This is a genomic window from Burkholderia sp. BE12 (assembly GCF_002959955.1).
GTDB lineage: Bacteria > Pseudomonadota > Gammaproteobacteria > Burkholderiales > Burkholderiaceae > Burkholderia.
Map to the genome: position 1 here is coordinate 18,126 of NZ_PREY01000047.1, position 17,573 is coordinate 35,698.

Here is a 17,573-nt window from a genome sequence, read left to right on the forward strand (position 1 = left end):
CGTGTCTTACTGTTCGCTTTCGATTTTTGATAAGTTATGCGAAGTGATTTGTGGGGGTGTTGGGGGCGTAAGTAGTGCGGTATGCCGCGAATTGAGGGAAGGGATTCGGGCGACATGAATGCGGTCAACCCATATCGATGCCAGAGGAACAGGAGCCGGTGCGGTGGATGATTCGCTTTGGTGATGGACAAGTGTTGCCGACTGAATTGCGCCGATATCCGATGGGCGCGGGCAGCTTGCTCGAGCAGGCGGTCGACGGGTAGTCGGCGGAATTCTGCGTGTAACCGAGGGACGGCGAAGAATCGGACGGGGGAAAGAAGCGACTCCTTCCACTGGCGCATCACCATCGGAAAATTGTTACGTGACAACTTCAGATCATCGCAGCCGATGACTTTATATACTGAATTTTTACACCCCCTCACCGAGGCGAATCTCCGATTCGCATACCCCCGAATACGAGTCCGCCAGCCTGGTCCGCAAGCCCTGCGCTCAATGACCAGCCAACATTCGGCAAAACGCCTATAATGATTGGGCAAATTGCCGAAGAGAGGTCAGGTCATGAGCACCATCGCTTTTCATCCGTCGGGCGTCGCTCATCCGCGTCAGGCCGAATTCACGATTCTCGAGCAGCTGCTGGCGATCCGCGTCCGGTCGGGCGCCGATCTGGCCGAGCTGGCGAGCGCGCGCGTCGACGTGTCGGTGATCGATCGACTGTCCGAGCGCGGGCTGAAATCGGACGAGCTGGCCTTCATCATTCCACGCCGCACGCTGAGCCATCGTCGCCAGGCGCACGAGCGCCTGTCGCCGGAAGAGTCGGACAAGGCGATCCGCCTCGCGCGCATCGTCGCGCAGGCGACGGCCACGTTCGGCGACCAGGACAAGGCGATGGCGTGGCTGCGCAACGGGCTCCAGCGCTTCGGCGGCCGCACGTCGCTCGACATGGCGAGCACCGAGCATGGTGCGCGGCTCGTCGAAGAGGCCCTCACGCAGATCGACGAGGGGTATTTCGCTTGACGACGCTGTGGCGGATCAGCAATTACGCCGATCTGAAAGGCATCGGCGGGTTGCGGGCCGGCGGGCGCTGGCACTTCGCCGGGCAGCCCGTCGTGTATCTCGCCGAGCATCCGGCGCTCGCGTTGCTCGAGACACTGGTTCATTTCGAAATCGCCACCGTCGCGCAATTGCCGAGCGGATACCAGTTGCTGCGTATCGAAGTGCCCGATTCGGTGGACGTCGCCGAAATCGCCGAAGGCGATGCGCCGGAGGACTGGCGAACGAACGTCGACTGGACCCGCAGCGCCGGCACCGAGTGGCTGCACACGCAGCCGAGCGCGCTGCTGCGCGTGCCGAGCGTCGTCGTGCCGCACGCCCACAATTTCCTGTTGAATCCGCTGCATCCGGCCGCGTCCGACATCCGCATCGCGGAGGTGATGCAAGCGCCGTACGACACGCGGATTCTGCGGCTGGTCCAGTCGAAGCCGGGCGAATAGGGAACCGAGGGAACACGGCTCGCGCCGGCGGCGCGCGATCAGCGTTCGTGGGCAGCGCGATCCGCGGCCGCATCGGGTGGCAGCGTCTGCCGAATGCGCGTGACCGTCCGCATGCTGGCGAGACCGAGCATCGCGGTGACATCGGCATGCGCGTGGCCCGCGAGCAACTGGCGGCGCGCATACGTATTGCGCAGCACGCGCGGGCTCATGTCCGATGCGTGAAAGCCGATCGCGTTCAGCGCGTCGCGTACCACGATCAGCAGGAACATGTCGTTCATCGCGCCACCGCGCGGCGCGGGAAACAGCAGTGCCGATGGCGGTGTGTCTATCGAGCGCGTGCGCCATGCGGCAAGCGGCGCCAGCGCGAACTCGGCGAGTTCGATTCGGCGCGCCGGCCGTGCGCGATCGCGCGGCACCGACAACACCGGCGGCCGCGCGTCGAGATCGGGTGCGTCATACGCCGCCGCGCGAATCTCGGCCGACGTGATGCCGCTCGCGAGCAGCAGCGCGACGATCGCGCGATTGCGGCAATCGGCCAAGGTGTCGTCTGGTCGGGGCTGTACATGGCGCTGCAGCGCCGCGTCGGCATCGGGCGGCAAGTAGCACGGCTCCGGCTCGCCGTCCGGCCATGCGAGATCGCGTGTCGAACGGCCGGCCGGATGGAGCGTCCGCACACCCGCGTCGACCAGATGCCGGCCCAGTCGGTCGATCAGCTTCGCATAACGCACGCGCGTCGACGTGCCGGGCGCGCAGGTGCGTTCGAGTTCGACCAGGAAGGCCGCGACGTGGTCGGGCCCGAACGTGGCGAGCGACACGCGCTGTGCGCTCAGGTGGCGCAGGAATCGCTCGAACATCGCGACATGCTGCACGACCGAACGCGGCGCGAACGGCCGGCGGCCGGCGCCGGTCGCGGCCGTTTCCTGCCATGCGCGAAACGCGCCGACGGGGTCGTGAATCCAGCGATTCGTGTCCATCCTCGCTTTATAGCCGGACGCAGTGACGTCGGCAATCGTTCCGATGTCTGGTCGGCCGGCGCGCGACGAAGCCGGCGCGTCGGTGCGCGGTGCGCGTGTCGTCGACGCATCGTCGTTCATCGTCAGATCAACGAGCACGAGCAGCAGCGTCGAGCGCTGCGCAGCGTGAGCGTGCCGCTGCCTTTATGCGTCGCGCGAAGGCGCCGCAGCCGCCTCCGCGTGCGCTTGGCCACTCAGCCGCGCAAGCGCGGCGAACGCCAGTTGCGTCGCAATGGCCGCGAGCGTGCCGGCCGCCATGCCGTTGCCGAGCACGATCTGAACGGGCGCGCCGAAATGGCGATACAGGTTCGGCACCAGGATCGGCGCGAGCCCGACCACCAGTGCGGCCGCGAGCGTGTACTGGTTCGCGCGCGCATGCAGGTCGACGCTCGCGAGCAGCCGGATGCCCATCACGCCGATCATCGCGAATACGACCAGCGCGGTGCCGCCGACCACGGCGGCCGGGATCGCGTACGCGAGCCGCGCAAGCGGTGCGAACAGCGCGATGACGATCAGGATCCCGCCGGCGGCCGCCGTCACGTAGCGCGAGCGTACGCCGGTCGTCTGCACGACGCCGATGTTCTCGGCGCTCGTCACGATCAGCGGCGTGCCGAACAGCGCGCCGGCCAGCGATGCGAGCGCGTCGCCGCGTATCGTCTTCGGCACGTCGCGCTGGAGCGAGATCGCCTTGCCGCATGTTTCGCCGACGGCGACCGTCTGTGCGGTGGCCTCGGCCATCGAGATCGCGGTGAAAATCAGCAGCGGCAGCGCGGCCAGCACGTCGAAGCGCGGCATCCCGAACGGCAGCCACACCGGATGCGTGAACAGCGGCCCATGCCATACGTCGGCGAGTGCCGGCATCGCGCCGAGCGCCCAGCCGAGCGTCGCGCCGACCATCAGCCCGATCAACACCGCGAGGCGCCCGGCCGTGCCGCGGAATGCGCCCGCGACGACGACGGTGGCGACGATCGTCGCGAGCGCGAGCCCGAGGGCGCGCGGCTGTGCGAAGTCGGCCGAACCGGGCTGGCCGACGACGATCGTCGCGTAGATCCGGATCAGGTTGATCGACACGAGCAACAGCATCGCGCCGACGACGATGCGCGGAAAGAGCCGCAGGCAGCGCGTGAAGACGGGCAGCAGCACCCAGTAGAACGCGCTGGCGAGCAGGGCCGCGCCGGCCGCGGTCGGCAGGCCCGATTGCGCGGCGATGCCCGCGAACAGCATCGTCGGTGCGCCGCCGGGCACCATCACGAATGGCATGCGCGCACCGATCGGGCCGGCGCCGAGCGATTGGAGCAGCGTGCCGATACCGCACGCGAAGAACGTCGCGCCGATCAACTGGACCGTCAGGTCGGCCGGCAGCGCGAGCACTTTCGCGATCAGGAACACGGCCGTGATCGGCGACGCGGCCATCGACAGTACGTGCTGCAGCCCGAACAGCGCGAGCTGCCACGCGGGCAGCCGGGCATCGACGGGCGGGGAGATCGGATCGTGCGACACGGCAGGCCCCTCGGAAGCGAACGGCGACGATGGCAGGAAACCGGCGGTGAACGGAAGCTCAGGTTCGTAGCCAGGGCAATTGCGCGGCGCTGTAGCGGAACGTCTGGAACACGCTGTTCAACTGGCCGGGGCCTGTCTTGCGCGCCGCTTCGTCCGGGTATTCGTCGAACCACGGGATCACGTATTCCCAGACGACCTCGCCGGCCGGCGTCACTTCGAACAGTCGGCCCGTCGACGATTCGGTGACGTGCGTGTTGCCGTTCGGCAAGCGCTGCGCGTTGCCCATGAACGGCGTGTAGAACAGGTTCACGACGTCGTCCGCGTACGACCACACGACGCGCTGCGTCGCCGGATCGATTTCCACGACACGCGAGAACACGACATGCGCACCATGGCGGAAATTGCCGTTGTCGAACGCGAGGATGTGGCCGTTCGCCAGCGGCACCGGCGCATGCTGGTGCGACACGACGTCGGGCCCGATGTGCAGGTCGACGCGGCCGGTTGCGCGGTTCACGCCGATGATCCCCGACGTCGTGCGCAGGCTCATCAGCACGCGGCCGTTCGCATCGACCGCGAGACCGTTGACGAGCGGCCAGTGATAGCGGCCGAAACCTGCAGCGATCGGAAAATCCTCCGGCCGAAGATGGTCGCGCGCGTGCCATTCCCAGACGATCTGGCCGGCGCGGTTCACTTCGCGGATCACGTCCGTGTACATCACCTCGTCGTCGCCATGCGCGGTGCCGCCCGGTACGCGCCGCGCGAACGCCGCGTCGACCGGTTCGCACGCGGCGTACAGCAGGTTGCCGTTCGGCAGCCACTGCGCGTCGTGGTGATGCGCGGGATCCTCGTAGCGCCACACGGTTTCTCCCTGCGGGGTGACCTCGTAGAAGTCGCCGCCATGCCACATCGACCATGGCGCATAGCGCGATTCGGAGTGAGGATGATTGCCGTTGTAGCCGAGATTGCCGTTCGCGAGGATGACCGCGTGGCGGCCGGGGCGCACGGGCATCTTCCACTGGTGGACGACTTCGCCGTCGATGCCGACGAGATAGACGTTGCCGTCGGCCGTCTGCGGGGCGATGAGCGTATAGCCGCCCGCGGACAGCGCGGGGTCGTGGGCGATGAGGCCGACGCCGCGGCGGCGCTGGGTAATCTGGTCGACGGTCGTCACTGCGGTCTCCATTCGAATCGGATACGGGGATGCAGCGGAATCTAGACGATTCGTCCGGTCAGTAAAATCGGATTATTCTTGACGGCCTGTTCGGAAAAATCTAACGGACCCTTCATGCGTTCGATATCGCAGACATTCCGCTGTTTCGACGAAGTCGCGCGGCGCGGCTCGATTCGCAAGGCGGCCGATGCGCTGCACCTGACTGCCGCGGCGGTGCACCAGCAGATCCGCAATCTCGAAGAGCAGGTCGGCGTGCCGCTGTTCGACCGGCTGCCGCGCGGCATGCAGCTGACGCTCGCCGGCGAAATCGTGATCGCGGCCGTGCGGCGCGGCCAGCGCGACTTCGACAACGCGCTGACGCAGGTCGAGGATCTACGCGCGCTGCGGCGGGGGCACGTGAATCTCGCGGTGCCCGCGTCAACGGCGGAAAAGCTCGTGCCCGACGCGATTCTCGCCGCGATGCAGCGTTATCCGGGCGTCACGTACAGCGTGCGCTCGGGTAACGGCGAGAGCATCGTACGCTGGGTCGAGACGGGCGAGGTGGACATCGGTTATGCGCTGCGCCGGCGCAGCGCGGCGGGCGTCGTCGAGGTGCGCGCGTTCGCGCAGCCGCTGGGTGTCGTCACGGCGCCCGGCCATCCGCTGGCGTCGACGGGCGGCAAGGTGCGGATGCGCGACTGCTTCGCGCATCCGCTGATCCTGATGACGCCCGACACGGAGCTGCGCGCGATGTTCGACCAGATCGATGCGCGGCAGCCGCGCAGCGTGCGGCCGCTCGTCGAAACCGGTTCGGTGTCGATGGTGCGGCGCCTCGTGGCCGAAGGCGCCGGCGTCGGCTTCCTGATCGCCGAAAACGTCGCGGACGACGTGGCCGCCGGCCGGCTCGCCTGGACACCGCTGGCCGATGCGGGCGCGCGCTCGTTCAGCTGTATCTACCAGCGGGCGGACATGAGCGCGACGGTCGCGATGACGATGTTTCTCGCGTTCTTTTCGGAGGCGATCGACGCGATGGAGCGCGGGTTCGCGCGCGGCGGGCAGACGGCCGGCACGCGTCGCCGGGCGAAAAGATGACGACGTCACGATGCGGGTGCATCTGCGTATCGCCATGCGATGCAATGCAGCAAGCAACCCCGCGTGCCGGTTCGGTGACGTAGCGCACACGACGTCCGCTGCATGACGCCATTTCCTTATTGCGGAAAAATTTTTGTTCATGGGATTATCGAACGCGTTGCCCATGCGCCGAGGGGCGCAGGCAGCGGGATGTCCACCACAACGACCTACAAGAACATCGGCATACCATGAACAGAACAGCGATCTTTCCGTATGCGTCCGCGTTGCTGGCGGCTGCCCTGCTGACCGCCTGCGGCGGCGACGTCGAGAACGAGGCGAGCCGCACGACGACGCCTTCCACCGATGCGAGCTGCCTCGCGCTCGACAACAGCGGCGCGACGGTCGTGGTGGGCTCGAACCAGCCGGGCGACCCGTCGTTGCCCGAAGCATCGTCGGGCTATCGCACCGGGATGAAGCCCGTCTATGCGAAAACCTACCTGGTGGCCACGTCGAACGCGTACGCGAGCGCGGCCGGTTGCGCGGTTCTGAAGAAGGGCGGCACGGCCGCCGACGCGGCGGTCGCCGTGCAGGCCGTGCTCGGCCTGACCGTCCCCGAGGCGACGGGTCTCGGGTCGGGCGGCGTGCTGCTCTACTACGATGCGCGCGGCAAGACGCTGCAGGCATACGACGGCCGCGAAACCGCGCCGGCCGCCGCGACGGAGAACTACCTGCGCTATGTCGATGACGCCGCCGATCATTCGGCGCCGCAGCCGAACGCGCGCGCGAGCGGCCGTTCGATCGGCACGATCGGCGTGCCGCGGCTCATCGAGGCGCTGCAACAGGATCACGGCCGCTTGCCGTGGCAGAGCCTGTTCGGCGATGCGATCACGCTGGCGACCAACGGTTTCCCGATCGGCGGCCGGCTCGCCGACGCGATCGCGGCGAACGCCGCGAACCTGAAGCGGGACCCCGAAGCCGCCGCGTATTTCCTGAACGCCGACGGTTCGCCGAAGCCGCTCGGCACCGTACTGAAGAATCCCGCCTACGCGCGCACGCTGTCGCTGATGGCGCAGTCCGGCGCGAATGCGCTGTACACGGGGCAGATCGCGCAGGACATCGTCGCGAAGATCGCGGTGACGAAGGGCGCGGACGGCTCGACGCTCACGCCGGGCAAGACGACCGTCGCGGATCTCGCCGCCTATCAGGCGAAGCGCCGCGAACCGGTGTGCACGACTTATCGCAGTTACTGGGTCTGCGGGATGCCGCCGCCGTCGTCGGGCGGCATCGCGGTCGCATCGGCGCTCGGCATTCTCGAGAATTACGACCTGAAGTCGCTGAAGCCGACGGCGATCGATCTCGAAGGCGGCAAGCCGACGGTGGCGGGCGTGCACCTCATCACCGAGGCCGAACGGCTCGCGTATGCCGATCGCGACAAGTACGTGGCCGATACCGACTTCGTGCCGCTGCCGGGCGGCACGTGGGACACGCTGCTGAACAAGCCGTACCTGAAATCGCGCGCGGCGCTGATCGACACGACCAAAAGCATGGGCACCGCGCAGCCCGGCAACCTCGGCGCGGTGCCGCTCGGCGTCGACACGACGCTGATCGAGCACGGCACGAACCAGTTCACGATCGTGGACGGCGACGGCAACGTGCTGAGCGCGACGACGACGGTCGAGTCGAGCATGGGCTCGTTCCACATGACTAACGGCTTCCTGCTGAACAACCAGTTGACCGACTTTTCCGCGAACCCGCTCGACACGTCCGGCAATCCGGTGGCGAACCGCCTGCAGCCGGGCAAGCGGCCGCGCAGCTCGATGGCGCCGACGATCGTGTTCGGGCAGGCCGCCGACGGCTCGCGCGGCGACTTCGTGATGGCGACTGGTTCGCCGGGCGGCGGCACGATTCCGCAATACGTGGTCAAGACGCTGGTCGGCGCGCTCGACTGGGGGCTCGACGCGCAGCAGTCGGCGGGGCTCGTCGACTTCGGCGCGAGCAACAGCCCGACGACCACGATCGGCGGCGAGCATCCGAACGTCAACGCGGCGAACAACGGGGCGAACGATCCGCTGATCACGGGGCTGCTCGCGCTCGGACACAAGGTGTCGACGTCCGCGCAGGCGAGCGGCGTCAACACGGTGATGCGCGTGACGGTCGGCCAGTCGCCGGCGTTGCAGGGCGGCACCGATCCGCGTCGCGAAGGCGTCGTGCTCGGCGATACGTTCCGGCCGTAACCGGGCGGCATGTGCACGGCCCCGGTCCGCTCGTTGGCGGCCGGGGCCGTGCATCGTGACGATGCCGAATCGACGGCCGGGCAATCCCCATCCTTTGGAATGCAGATCAAAGCGGCCGGCTCGTCAGTCGGCCGTTTCGTTGGTCGGCTTCCCCGATACATGACGATCGCGCGAATCGCCGGCGTGAAGCAGCCGAGCGCCCCGGTTCATGATTCACCCCGTCCGTTGTCGAATATAGCGTTCACCCCGCCGCACGTCCCCGATTGTCAAACAGTGTGAGTCAATCGTCAGCATTTGCAACGGAAGTAACAGTCCCCGCAATTCGATCGTTTTGCGCGCCGGTGCCGCTACATTAGCTCCACCTGCCGCATGTCGCGGCAAGGCATGCGACAAGCCGCACGAAGGCGGCCCGCAGCAACAACGTCTTTGGGGAGAATGACCATGAACAAGATTCGTACGATTCTGCTGGGTGCCGCTCTGACGGCGATGGCGACGTCGGCTGCATTTGCACAGACGGCCCAGACCGGTGCGCAGGGTTCCGCAGGTGTTGGCGCTCAGGTCCAGACGCCGCTGCTCGGCGGCGGCGTGGGCGTGCAGGCCGGCGCCGGCGCGAATGCGGCAGGCTCGGGTTCGGGCGCGGGCAATGTCGTCGGCGGCGCGCTGAACGGCGTCGGCAAGACGGTCGGCGGCGTCGGCTCGGCAGCCGGCACGGCGGTGGGCGGTGCGACGCAGGCGGTCGGTTCGGCAGCCGGCGCGACGAAGGATGCGGCGGCATCGGCCGTGCACGCGACGAAGTCGCACGTGAAGCACGTCGCGGCCTCGGCGAAGAGCCATGCACAAGGCGCGATGTCGACCGCGGGCGACGTCGCGGGCGGCGCGAAGGCGAAGGCCGGCGAAGCGCTCGAAGGCGCGACGAACTCGGTTCAGGGCGGCGCATCGGTCGGCTTGAAGGGTTCGGCGTCGGCGCAAGGCGGCGCGCTGTAATAAGCAGCACGGATCCCGTCACGGCCCGGCCCGCTTCGATGCGGGCCGGGTTTTTCTATTGGGGAACGCGATGCGTCGTGCATGGTGCCTCATGTCGAAACACGGGAAGAGGAATGTATCGATATTGATTAGGATCACAAATAACAGGCTGCCGACCGACTGAGCTTGACGCCAAAAGGACGCGACTGTCGGGCAGGGGCAAGCTGGCCGGCTTGGACGGACGAAGATGGAACGAATGCAGTATCCGGGTTACTGAGCTGCGCATCGCAGCGTCGTCCAGTTCGTCCTCAAGCTTGTCGGTTCTCTACCCGTTTCGGGGAAGCCGAACTCATCCCAGTCGTTTCGTATTGGCTCCGGAGATTCCGAGCGCGCATGCGCGCTGTGCGATCTTCGCACTCGCCGCTCTGCCGCGCTCCGCGAAAGGAAGGATTGACCGCGTCCGCCTACTTTCCGATGACGTCGGCGTTCGCCGGCATGATCGCCATGTGACGTCTCGCGACAGGGTAGAAATGGCGATCACGAAATCTGGTTCGGGTTCCCTGATCGGGGAGGCGACCGGCCCATTGCCCACGCGCCATGCTTAAATAGCAGGGCTCGCGACAGCCGGCCGCCGCGACGGCCTCGCCGGTCGCCCGACCGCGCCTCGCTATCGCTCGCTCGCGCTGCGGCAAAATGGCGGTTCGCATCGGTATCGCGTGCTTCCCCGTCATCCGCACCGACCGAGGACGCATGTCGTCATCCGCTTTCAGGTACCATCCCGAGCCGCTTGCAACGGGCGGCGCGATCCGGTCCGGTACGTGTCGCATGTGCGGCGGCAAGCTTGCGGCTCCCGGGACGACGCTTGACGGCACGGGCCCGTGCGAGCGGCGTCGCCCCTTCGCCATGAAACAGAGGAACCTTCGTGAAGTTCATCCACGCGGCAGACATTCACCTTGACAGCCCGTTGCACGGCCTGAGTGCGTATCCCGACGCACCGGCCGCGCAGTTGCGCAACGCGTCGCGCGAGGCGCTGCGGCAACTCGTGGATCGTGCGATCGAAGAAGAAGTCGCGTTCCTCGTGATTGCAGGCGACCTGTACGACGGCGACTGGAAGGATCACAACACGGGCATCTTCTTCGGCCAGCAGATGGGGCGCCTGCGCAAGGCCGGCATCCGCGCGTTCGTGCTCGGCGGCAACCACGATGCCGAAAGCGAGATGACGAAGAAGCTGACGCTGCCCGACAACGTTACCGTGTTCGGCCACCGCAAGCCGGAAACCTTCAGGCTGCCTGAATTCGACGTCGCGCTGCACGGGCAGAGCTTCAAGGACAAGGCGGTCGTCGACAATCTCGCCGTCGGCTATCCGGACCCGGTGCCCGGCCACTACAACATCGGCGTGCTGCATACCGCGCTCGAAGGGTATGCGGCGCACGCGAACTACGCGCCGTGCACGCTGGCCGAACTGCACGCGAAAGGCTACGACTACTGGGCGCTCGGCCACGTGCATGAATTCCAGCAATGGACGGGTTCGTCCACCGTCGTGTTTCCCGGCAACCTGCAAGGGCGCCATATCCGCGAGACGGGCCGGCGCGGCGCGGTGCTCGTGACGGTCGAGCAAGGCAAGACGCAGGTCGAGCGCCTGTATCTCGACGTGCTGCGCTGGGAAGCCGTGTCGGTCGATGCGTCCGATTGCCTGTCGGTGGCCGATCTGTCGCGAAAGATCGGCCAGTCGCTGGAGGCGCTGTTGACCGTCGACGGCCACGTGCCCCGCGCGGTGCGCGTCACCGTCATCGGGCGCACGCCCGCGCACGGCCTCTTTTTCGGCCGCGCGCCGCAGTTGCGTGCCGAGGTGCTGAACCAGATCGGCATCATCGGCAACGAGCGGCTGTGGCTCGAGAAGGTTCGGCTCGCGACGTCCGCCGCCGATCAGCAGCCGGGCGAAAGTGAACCGCTCGAGGCACTGGAGGACCTGAAGCAGATTCTGGCCGACGCCGCGCACGATCCGGATTTCCTCGCGCTGCTCGAACGCGACCTGAAGCCGTTCGTCGGCAAGGTCCGCAGCGACGTGAAGGAGGAAGTGCCGTTGCTGACGATGGCGCGCGCGGGCGAGCTGACGGCGCTGGTGGAGCAGGTCGGGCCCGCGTTGCTGGCGCGGCTGGCGAGGGGGGAGTAAGCGATGCGTATCGGCCAGCTCGATCTGATCAAGTACGGCAAGTTCACCGACGAGACGCTGCGTTTCCCGTCGGCCAGCGAGGATTTCCATGTGATCGTCGGGCCGAACGAGGCCGGCAAGTCGACGATCCGCACGGCCGTGTCCGAGTTGCTGTTCGGGATGAAGCTGCAGACGCCGCTCGATTTCCTGCACAGCACGCCCGAGTTGCGGATCGGCGGCGTGCTGGAGAGCGGCACGGGCGAACTCGCGTTCCACCGTGCGCGCGGGCGCAGTCCGTTGCGCACGCCCGCCGACGACAAGCTGCCCGACGACTATCTGGCGGCGGTCCTCGACGGCGCGACGCGCGAGTTCTTCGAGCAGATGTTCGGGCTCGATCACGGGCGGCTCGTCGATGGCGGCCGCAGCATTCTCGACGCATCGGACAAGCTCGGCCAGGTGCTGTTCGAATCGGCGGCCGGGGTCGGCAGCCTCGGGCCGGTGCGCGAGGAGCTCGACGCGCGCGCACTCGAATTGTGGGCGCCGCGTCGCAGCGGTAGCACGTTTGCGCTGGCCGAAACGGCGTTCAACGAAGCCGTGACCGAACTGAAGACGGTCCAGGTGCGCACGCGCGACTGGGTCGATCGCAAGGACGCGCGCGAAGCCGTCGAGCAGCAGATCGAGCAGGCGCGCGCGGAACAGCGCCGGCTCGAAGCGCTGCGCTCGAAGCTCGAACGCGTGCGTCGGCTCGCGCCGTACCTGAAGGAGCTGACGGTCAAGGACGCGGCGCTGGCCGAACTGGGCGCGGTCGTCGAGTTGCCGCCGACCGCGTATGCGGATCTGCTGAAGGCGCAGGGCGATCTCGCGGCCGAGCAGAAGGTGCTCGAGGAACGGCGCGCCGACCTGATCGCGAAGCGGCAGGCACGCGATACGATCGACGCGGATGCCGACACGCTGGCGCTCGAAGCCGATATCGAGGCGCTCGATCGGCTGCGCGGTGCATGCATGAATCACGCGCAGGATCTGCTGCTGCTCGGCACGGACGTCGAGCGGCACCTGTCCGCCGCGTTGTCGGCGGCCGCGCAGCTCGGCTGGCCGACGGACGAAGCGTCGCTGCGCGCCGCGTTGCCGACGGCGCTGTCGCTGCAGACCGTCGCGAACCTGCTGCGCGAACATGGCGCGCTGCACCAGGCGCTCGCCGGTGCACGCGAATCGCTCGACGAGCGCACGCGCGAACTGGCGCAGGTCCGGGAACAACAGGCGCGCCTGTCGACCGTCGACGTGCCGGAAGCGTTGCGCGCGGCGCTCGCCGACGCGCAGGGCTTTCGCAACAGCGGCCCGCGCGAGCAGGCGCTGGCGCACGAAATCGCGGCCGCCGAGCGCACGCTGTCCGGTGCGCTCGACGCGCTCGGCCAATGGCGCATGCCGGTCGACTCGCTGCGCGCGCTCGACGTACCGTCGGCGGCGCGGCTCGGCGCGCTGCTCAAGGAAGACAGCGAACGTGCCAGCGCGGCCGCTGCCGCGCGCGAGGCGCGCGATGGCGCACTCGAAGAACTCGAGCGGCTTCAACTGCAGGAGAAGCATTTCGCGGAGAACCACAAGGTCGTCACGACCGCCGACGTGCTGGCGGCGCGCGCGCGTCGCGACGGCGCGTGGGGCGAGATCCGCAGCGGCGCCGTCGATCTCGCAACGGGCGCACCGGCGGTCGACGACGCGATTCGCCTCGCCGACGAACTCGTCGATGCGCAACTCGGCGCGACCCAGGCCGCGGCGACGCTGCAGTCGCTGCGCCAGCAGGTCGAATCCGCGCGTGCGGGCGTGACGCGCCGGCAGGCGGCGCTGGACGAACGCGAGCGCGAGCTCGCCGCCCATCGCGACGCCTGGGCCGCACTCGCGACGGCGGCCGCGGTGCCCGGCATGCCGCTCGCGGCGATGGGCGACTGGCTCGCGAAGCGTGATACGGTGTTCGCCGCGCAAGCCGATCTCGATCGTCAGCGCCGCGAATTCGACGCGATGCGTGCTGCCCGCGCCGGCGCCGAAGCTGCGCTGCGTGCGGCGCTGCTGACGGTATCGCGGGGTGGCGAGTCTGACGGACTGGCCGCGCTCGTCGCCATTGCCGAAACATTCGTCCAGTCGGCCGAGAAAGCGGCCGCACAGAGGGATAGCCTCGACGATCGTGCGCGGGAAGCCGAACGCGGATGTGCGACCGCGCAGTCGCGGGCCGGCCATGCACAGGCGGCTTACGATGCGTGGCAAGCGCAATGGCGTGACGCGCTGGCCGACGCGAAACTGTCCGAGAGCGCGACGACGCTGGCCGCGGCGGAAGGTGCGCTTGGGCTCGCGAATACGGTGACGGCCGAGCTGTCCGATGCCGATGCGCCGCGCAACCGGATCGCCGCGATCCGCGCGGAGCTGGCCGCGCTCGAGGCGGGCGCGCGGCGGCTTGCCGAAGCGCTCGCGCCGGCGTGGCTGGCGAGCGGCGACTGGCCTGACGTGGCGCGCCGGTTGACGATGCGCCTCGCCGCCGCCCGGGAAATCGCGCGTGCGATCGAGCGTGCCGACGAGGCCGTGCGGCAGGCCGACGGCAAGGTCGCGGACGCGGCTGCCGCGGTGGCCGGCGCCGATGCGCGCATCCAGCCGCTGTTGCAACTGGCCGGCGTCGCGTCGATCGACGCGGCGCTGCCGCTGGCCGAGCGTTCGGATCGCCAGCGCCAGCTACGTCAGGCGGTCGAGGCCGCGCACGAGGCGCTGGTGCGCGACGGCGACGGGCTTTCCCGGTCGGCCGTCGAGGCCGAGGTGGCGGAACAGGACATTGCCGACGTGCCGGCGCATCTCGAAGCGGTGAAGCAGTCGCTGGGCGATGTCGGCAAGCGGCTGAACGAGCTGGCGCAGCAGCAGGTTGTGGCCGAGCAGGCGTTCGGCGCGATCGACGGCCAGGCGAACGCGGCCGTCGCCGAGTCGAAACGCCAGGAGGCACTGGCGGCGATGGGCGATGCGGCCGAACAGTATCTGGAAGCGGCCACGGCGAGCCGCTTGCTGAAGTGGGCGACGGATCGCTACCGCGACCAGAAGCAGGGGCCGATGCTGCGGCGTGCGGGCGAGATTTTCGCCGGGCTCACGCTGGGTGAATTCGCGAAGCTGACCGTCGATACCGAACGGACGCCGCCCGCGCTGTATGCACGGCGTACGAGGGGAACGTCGGTCGAGGTCGCCGGGCTGAGCGAAGGGACGCGCGATCAGCTGTTCCTCGCGCTGCGGATCGCGGCGCTGGAGTTGCAGCTCGGCAGTCGCACGGCGCTGCCGTTCGTCGCCGACGACCTGTTCATCAATTTCGACGATGCGCGCGCGAAGGCGGGGCTCGACGCGCTGCGCGATCTGTCGACGCGCACTCAGGTGCTGTTCCTGACGCACCACGACCACCTGCTGCCGCTCGTGAGGGACGTCTTCGGCGCGCGGGTCAACGTGGTCGAGTTGCAGCGCGCGCCGGCCGGCACGTGATGCAGGGGTACGCCGGGATGCCGGCGCACGGGAAGGGTCATCGCGTACAGGTAGTATGAGCGGTTCCGAAACGCATGCGGCCGGTTCAACGGCCGCGGGTCTGGCCACACGAGGGGTGAATATGAAGAAGCTGGTAGCCGCGATTGCGTTCGCGGCGGACAAGCATCGCAATCAACGACGCAAGGATGAGGAGGCGTCGCCGTACATCAATCATCCGATCGCGCTCGCCGACGTACTGGCCAACGAGGCCGGCGTCGAGGACGAACGCGTGATCGTCGCGGCCGTGTTGCACGACACGGTCGAGGATACGGAGACGACCGAGCAGGAGTTGCTGAGGCTGTTCGGCAAGGACGTGGCGGACATCGTGATGGAAGTCACCGACGACAAGTCGCTGCCGAAGGACGAGCGCAAGCGTCTGCAGGTCGAGCACGCGGCCACCATCAGCCGGCGCGCGAAGCTCGTGAAGCTGGCCGACAAGATCTGCAACCTGCGCGACATCGCCCGACATCCGCCCGCGGACTGGCCGCTCGAACGCAAGCAGGCGTATTTCGACTGGGCGAAGTCGGTGGTCGACCCGATGCGCGGCGTCCATCCCGGTCTCGAGGCGATCTTCGATACCGCGTACGCCGCACGGCCGGCGGACTGAGGCACGCACGTGCGATCGGCCCGATTCGCCGCGCGAGAACCGGCCGCCGTGGCGGGTGTCGATGTCGGCGGCGACAGGAAGCTGTGCGATCTCGTGATCCTGCGTGGCTCGACGGTCGTCTGCCGGGAAGCGCGGATCGCGCCGGAATCGTTGCCGTCACTGTGTCTCGCCCATGATGTCGTGGCCGTTGGCGTCGACGCACCGAGCCTGTGGTGGACCGGGAGCGGCCGCCGCGCGGCCGAACAGGCGCTCGCCCGCGAACGAATCTCGTGCTTTCCGACACCGTCGCGGGAGCAGGCCATCGCGAGCACGTCGGGCTTCTTCGACTGGATGTTCATGGGGGAGCGCGTCTACCGCGCGCTCGCGCACGCCTATCCGTTGCTGACCGGCGCGCGCTACGCGGGCGGGCGTGCGAGCTTCGAGACCTATCCTTATGCGATTACCTGCGCGATGCTGGGCAAGGCCGTGGCGTCTGCGAAGCAGAAGCGCAACCAGCGCCGGCAATTGCTGGAGCGGCTGGGTATCGACGTATCGACGCTGCGCTCCGTCGATGCGCGGGACGCGACCCTGTGCGCGTTGACGGCGCAATACGTGATCGACGGGAACGCGCATGCGTATGGCGATACGGTGGGCGGATACATCCGCGTGCCGATGATGAGCGAGACGATCGTGCTGGATTCGCCGTAGAGGCGACGTGCGGCTCCGCGCATGGTGGCGGTCGCAGGACGGCCGCTTCGGGCTGGAGCATGCGGCAGGCCCGGAAACGAAGATCGTCAGCCGGCGGTTGTCGGCGGGCACGACGTGAGGCCGGTGCACCGCGCGATTCGGTGAGCCTGTTCAATCCTCGAGGATGGATTTCGGCACGCTGGACAGGTCGCAGGCTTGTGCATGCTCGAAGTAGCTTTCCGCATCGTCGACCATCACGACCGCGACGTCGATCAGCTCGTCCAGCCGTTGCAGCAGCGATTCCCGCCACTCGATGTCCTCGTCGCGCTCGGGTGTCTTGTCCAGTTGCTCGATGATCGAGTCGGCCGTCTGCAGGAATGGAATGGCCTGCTGATAGTTTTCGATCGAGACCAGCGCCGCATTGCGTGCGCCGACGAGCCGCTCGCGATGCGTGTCCGCCAGTTCGGATTCGCCGCTGATGCGCGGCAGCATATCCGAGATGCGTTGCAGAAGCGGCGGGACCTGTTCTTCCAGCAGGATCGCACGCTCGCGCAGGGCGGCATATTCGTCGCGAAGGTCGGTGTCGCCGGGTTGAGTCGTGCTGTCCATCATCGGTATGCGTGCGTGGTTCGGTCGCGGCATGATACTCGACCGCACCAGGTTCCTTGCCCGTTTCGCGTTCTCTTACATAGGGAACGAGATGTGTTCGTCATATCTTTGGCGGGCTGCGCGCGTTGCGTTTCACGGCCCGTCGCGCCCAAAGCCTCCGTGCGCGGCAGCGCACGGAGGCTTTTTCAAATTTTCTTCACAAAGGACTTGCGCGGATGGGGGTGGGTGCTTAGAATCACGCCTCTTTCGCGCTAACGGAAACGCGGCACGGGAGGAAGGGAAGTGGTGCTGTTGAGGTTCGGTGGTAACGAGCCTTGGCGGCGCAGGAAGAGAGCCCCGCAGTCGCAACGATGTAGGTAAAAAGTTGTTGACGAGCTGCGAAACACGGTTCATAATCTCGCTTCTCTGCTGCTGAAAACGCAGCGCTGCCGGGAAACTTCAGGTTTCTCGCAGAAATGCTCTTTAAAAATTAACAGCCGATAAGTGTGGGCGCTTGATGGAAGCGAGCTGATCCTCGGATCAGAAAGCGAAAGTATCAAGAGTCTCACACTAAAGTAAGTCAGGTTTATGAAGTGATTCATATT

13 protein-coding genes are annotated in these 17,573 nt (G+C 67.5%); 9 read left to right on the plus strand and 4 right to left on the minus strand.

The genetic code is table 11. From position 1 onward, the window contains the following. The first annotated feature begins 558 nt into the window (after window positions 1–558). Complete coding sequence (parS, locus tag C4B30_RS32685; RefSeq protein ID WP_006480981.1) at window positions 559–1,014, plus strand: type II RES/Xre toxin-antitoxin system antitoxin; 456 nt, start codon at window positions 559–561, stop codon at window positions 1,012–1,014. Further along, entirely contained in the window at window positions 1,011–1,490 is a 480-nt protein-coding gene (locus tag C4B30_RS32690) for an RES family NAD+ phosphorylase (protein ID WP_027786259.1), read from the plus strand. Before parS ends, C4B30_RS32690 begins: the two co-directional genes overlap by 4 nt. Window positions 1,491–1,528: 38 nt before the next feature. On the opposite strand, the gene C4B30_RS32695 is transcribed toward C4B30_RS32690, so the two are convergent. The 3 genes from C4B30_RS32695 to C4B30_RS32705 all read right to left on the minus strand — a co-directional run bounded on the left by C4B30_RS32695 (window position 1,529) and on the right by C4B30_RS32705 (window position 5,186). Beyond that, a complete protein-coding gene (locus C4B30_RS32695; RefSeq protein WP_027786258.1) occupies window positions 1,529–2,464 on the minus strand; it encodes a tyrosine-type recombinase/integrase in 936 nt (311 codons plus the stop codon). A 183-nt stretch (window positions 2,465–2,647) separates the two neighbouring features. Beyond that, a complete protein-coding gene (locus C4B30_RS32700) occupies window positions 2,648–4,003 on the minus strand; it encodes a uracil-xanthine permease family protein (protein WP_027786257.1) in 1,356 nt (451 codons plus the stop codon). Window positions 4,004–4,061: 58 nt separating this feature from the next. Further along, window positions 4,062–5,186 (minus strand): aryl-sulfate sulfotransferase, encoded by a 1,125-nt coding sequence (locus tag C4B30_RS32705; protein WP_027786256.1) that lies wholly within the window; start codon window positions 5,184–5,186, stop codon window positions 4,062–4,064. Between the two features lie 102 nt (window positions 5,187–5,288). On the opposite strand from C4B30_RS32705, the gene C4B30_RS32710 reads away from it, so the two are divergent. The 7 genes from C4B30_RS32710 (at window position 5,289) to C4B30_RS32745 (ending at window position 16,401) form a co-directional block, all read left to right on the plus strand. Continuing rightward, entirely contained in the window at window positions 5,289–6,245 is a 957-nt protein-coding gene (locus tag C4B30_RS32710) for a LysR family transcriptional regulator (RefSeq protein WP_027786255.1), read from the plus strand. Window positions 6,246–6,472: 227 nt separating this feature from the next. Beyond that, window positions 6,473–8,458 (plus strand): gamma-glutamyltransferase family protein, encoded by a 1,986-nt coding sequence (locus tag C4B30_RS32715; protein WP_027786254.1) that lies wholly within the window; start codon window positions 6,473–6,475, stop codon window positions 8,456–8,458. A gap of 441 nt (window positions 8,459–8,899) precedes the next feature. Continuing rightward, complete coding sequence (locus C4B30_RS32720; RefSeq protein ID WP_027786253.1) at window positions 8,900–9,442, plus strand: hypothetical protein; 543 nt, start codon at window positions 8,900–8,902, stop codon at window positions 9,440–9,442. 901 nt (window positions 9,443–10,343) lie between these two features. Continuing rightward, a complete protein-coding gene (locus C4B30_RS32730; RefSeq protein ID WP_027786252.1) occupies window positions 10,344–11,594 on the plus strand; it encodes a metallophosphoesterase family protein in 1,251 nt (416 codons plus the stop codon). A gap of 3 nt (window positions 11,595–11,597) precedes the next feature. Further along, window positions 11,598–15,068, plus strand: coding sequence for an ATP-binding protein (locus tag C4B30_RS32735; RefSeq protein ID WP_027786251.1), 3,471 nt, complete (start codon window positions 11,598–11,600; stop codon window positions 15,066–15,068). Window positions 15,069–15,189: 121 nt separating this feature from the next. Beyond that, window positions 15,190–15,714, plus strand: a complete 525-nt coding sequence (locus tag C4B30_RS32740; protein ID WP_027786250.1) for an HD domain-containing protein — start codon at window positions 15,190–15,192, stop codon at window positions 15,712–15,714. A gap of 9 nt (window positions 15,715–15,723) precedes the next feature. Next, window positions 15,724–16,401 carry a DUF429 domain-containing protein gene (locus tag C4B30_RS32745; protein ID WP_027786249.1) on the plus strand — a complete coding sequence of 226 codons (678 nt, stop codon included), beginning with the start codon at window positions 15,724–15,726 and terminating at the stop codon, window positions 16,399–16,401. A gap of 150 nt (window positions 16,402–16,551) precedes the next feature. Here the strand turns inward: C4B30_RS32745 and C4B30_RS32750 are convergent, their stop codons facing one another. Continuing rightward, entirely contained in the window at window positions 16,552–16,989 is a 438-nt protein-coding gene (locus C4B30_RS32750; protein WP_027786248.1) for a hypothetical protein, read from the minus strand. Window positions 16,990–17,573: the final 584 nt, after the last annotated feature.

Coding starts and splice junctions, on each gene's coding strand:
- C4B30_RS32705 (WP_027786256.1), bottom strand. CDS start 5,186: ATGGAGACCGCAGTGACGACCGTCGACCAGATTACCCAGCGCCGCCGC.
- C4B30_RS32710 (WP_027786255.1), top strand. CDS start 5,289: ATGCGTTCGATATCGCAGACATTCCGCTGTTTCGACGAAGTCGCGCGG.
- C4B30_RS32715 (WP_027786254.1), top strand. CDS start 6,473: ATGAACAGAACAGCGATCTTTCCGTATGCGTCCGCGTTGCTGGCGGCT.
- C4B30_RS32695 (WP_027786258.1), bottom strand. CDS start 2,464: ATGGACACGAATCGCTGGATTCACGACCCCGTCGGCGCGTTTCGCGCA.
- C4B30_RS32750 (WP_027786248.1), bottom strand. CDS start 16,989: ATGGACAGCACGACTCAACCCGGCGACACCGACCTTCGCGACGAATAT.
- C4B30_RS32735 (WP_027786251.1), top strand. CDS start 11,598: ATGCGTATCGGCCAGCTCGATCTGATCAAGTACGGCAAGTTCACCGAC.
- C4B30_RS32740 (WP_027786250.1), top strand. CDS start 15,190: ATGAAGAAGCTGGTAGCCGCGATTGCGTTCGCGGCGGACAAGCATCGC.
- C4B30_RS32720 (WP_027786253.1), top strand. CDS start 8,900: ATGAACAAGATTCGTACGATTCTGCTGGGTGCCGCTCTGACGGCGATG.
- parS (WP_006480981.1), top strand. CDS start 559: ATGAGCACCATCGCTTTTCATCCGTCGGGCGTCGCTCATCCGCGTCAG.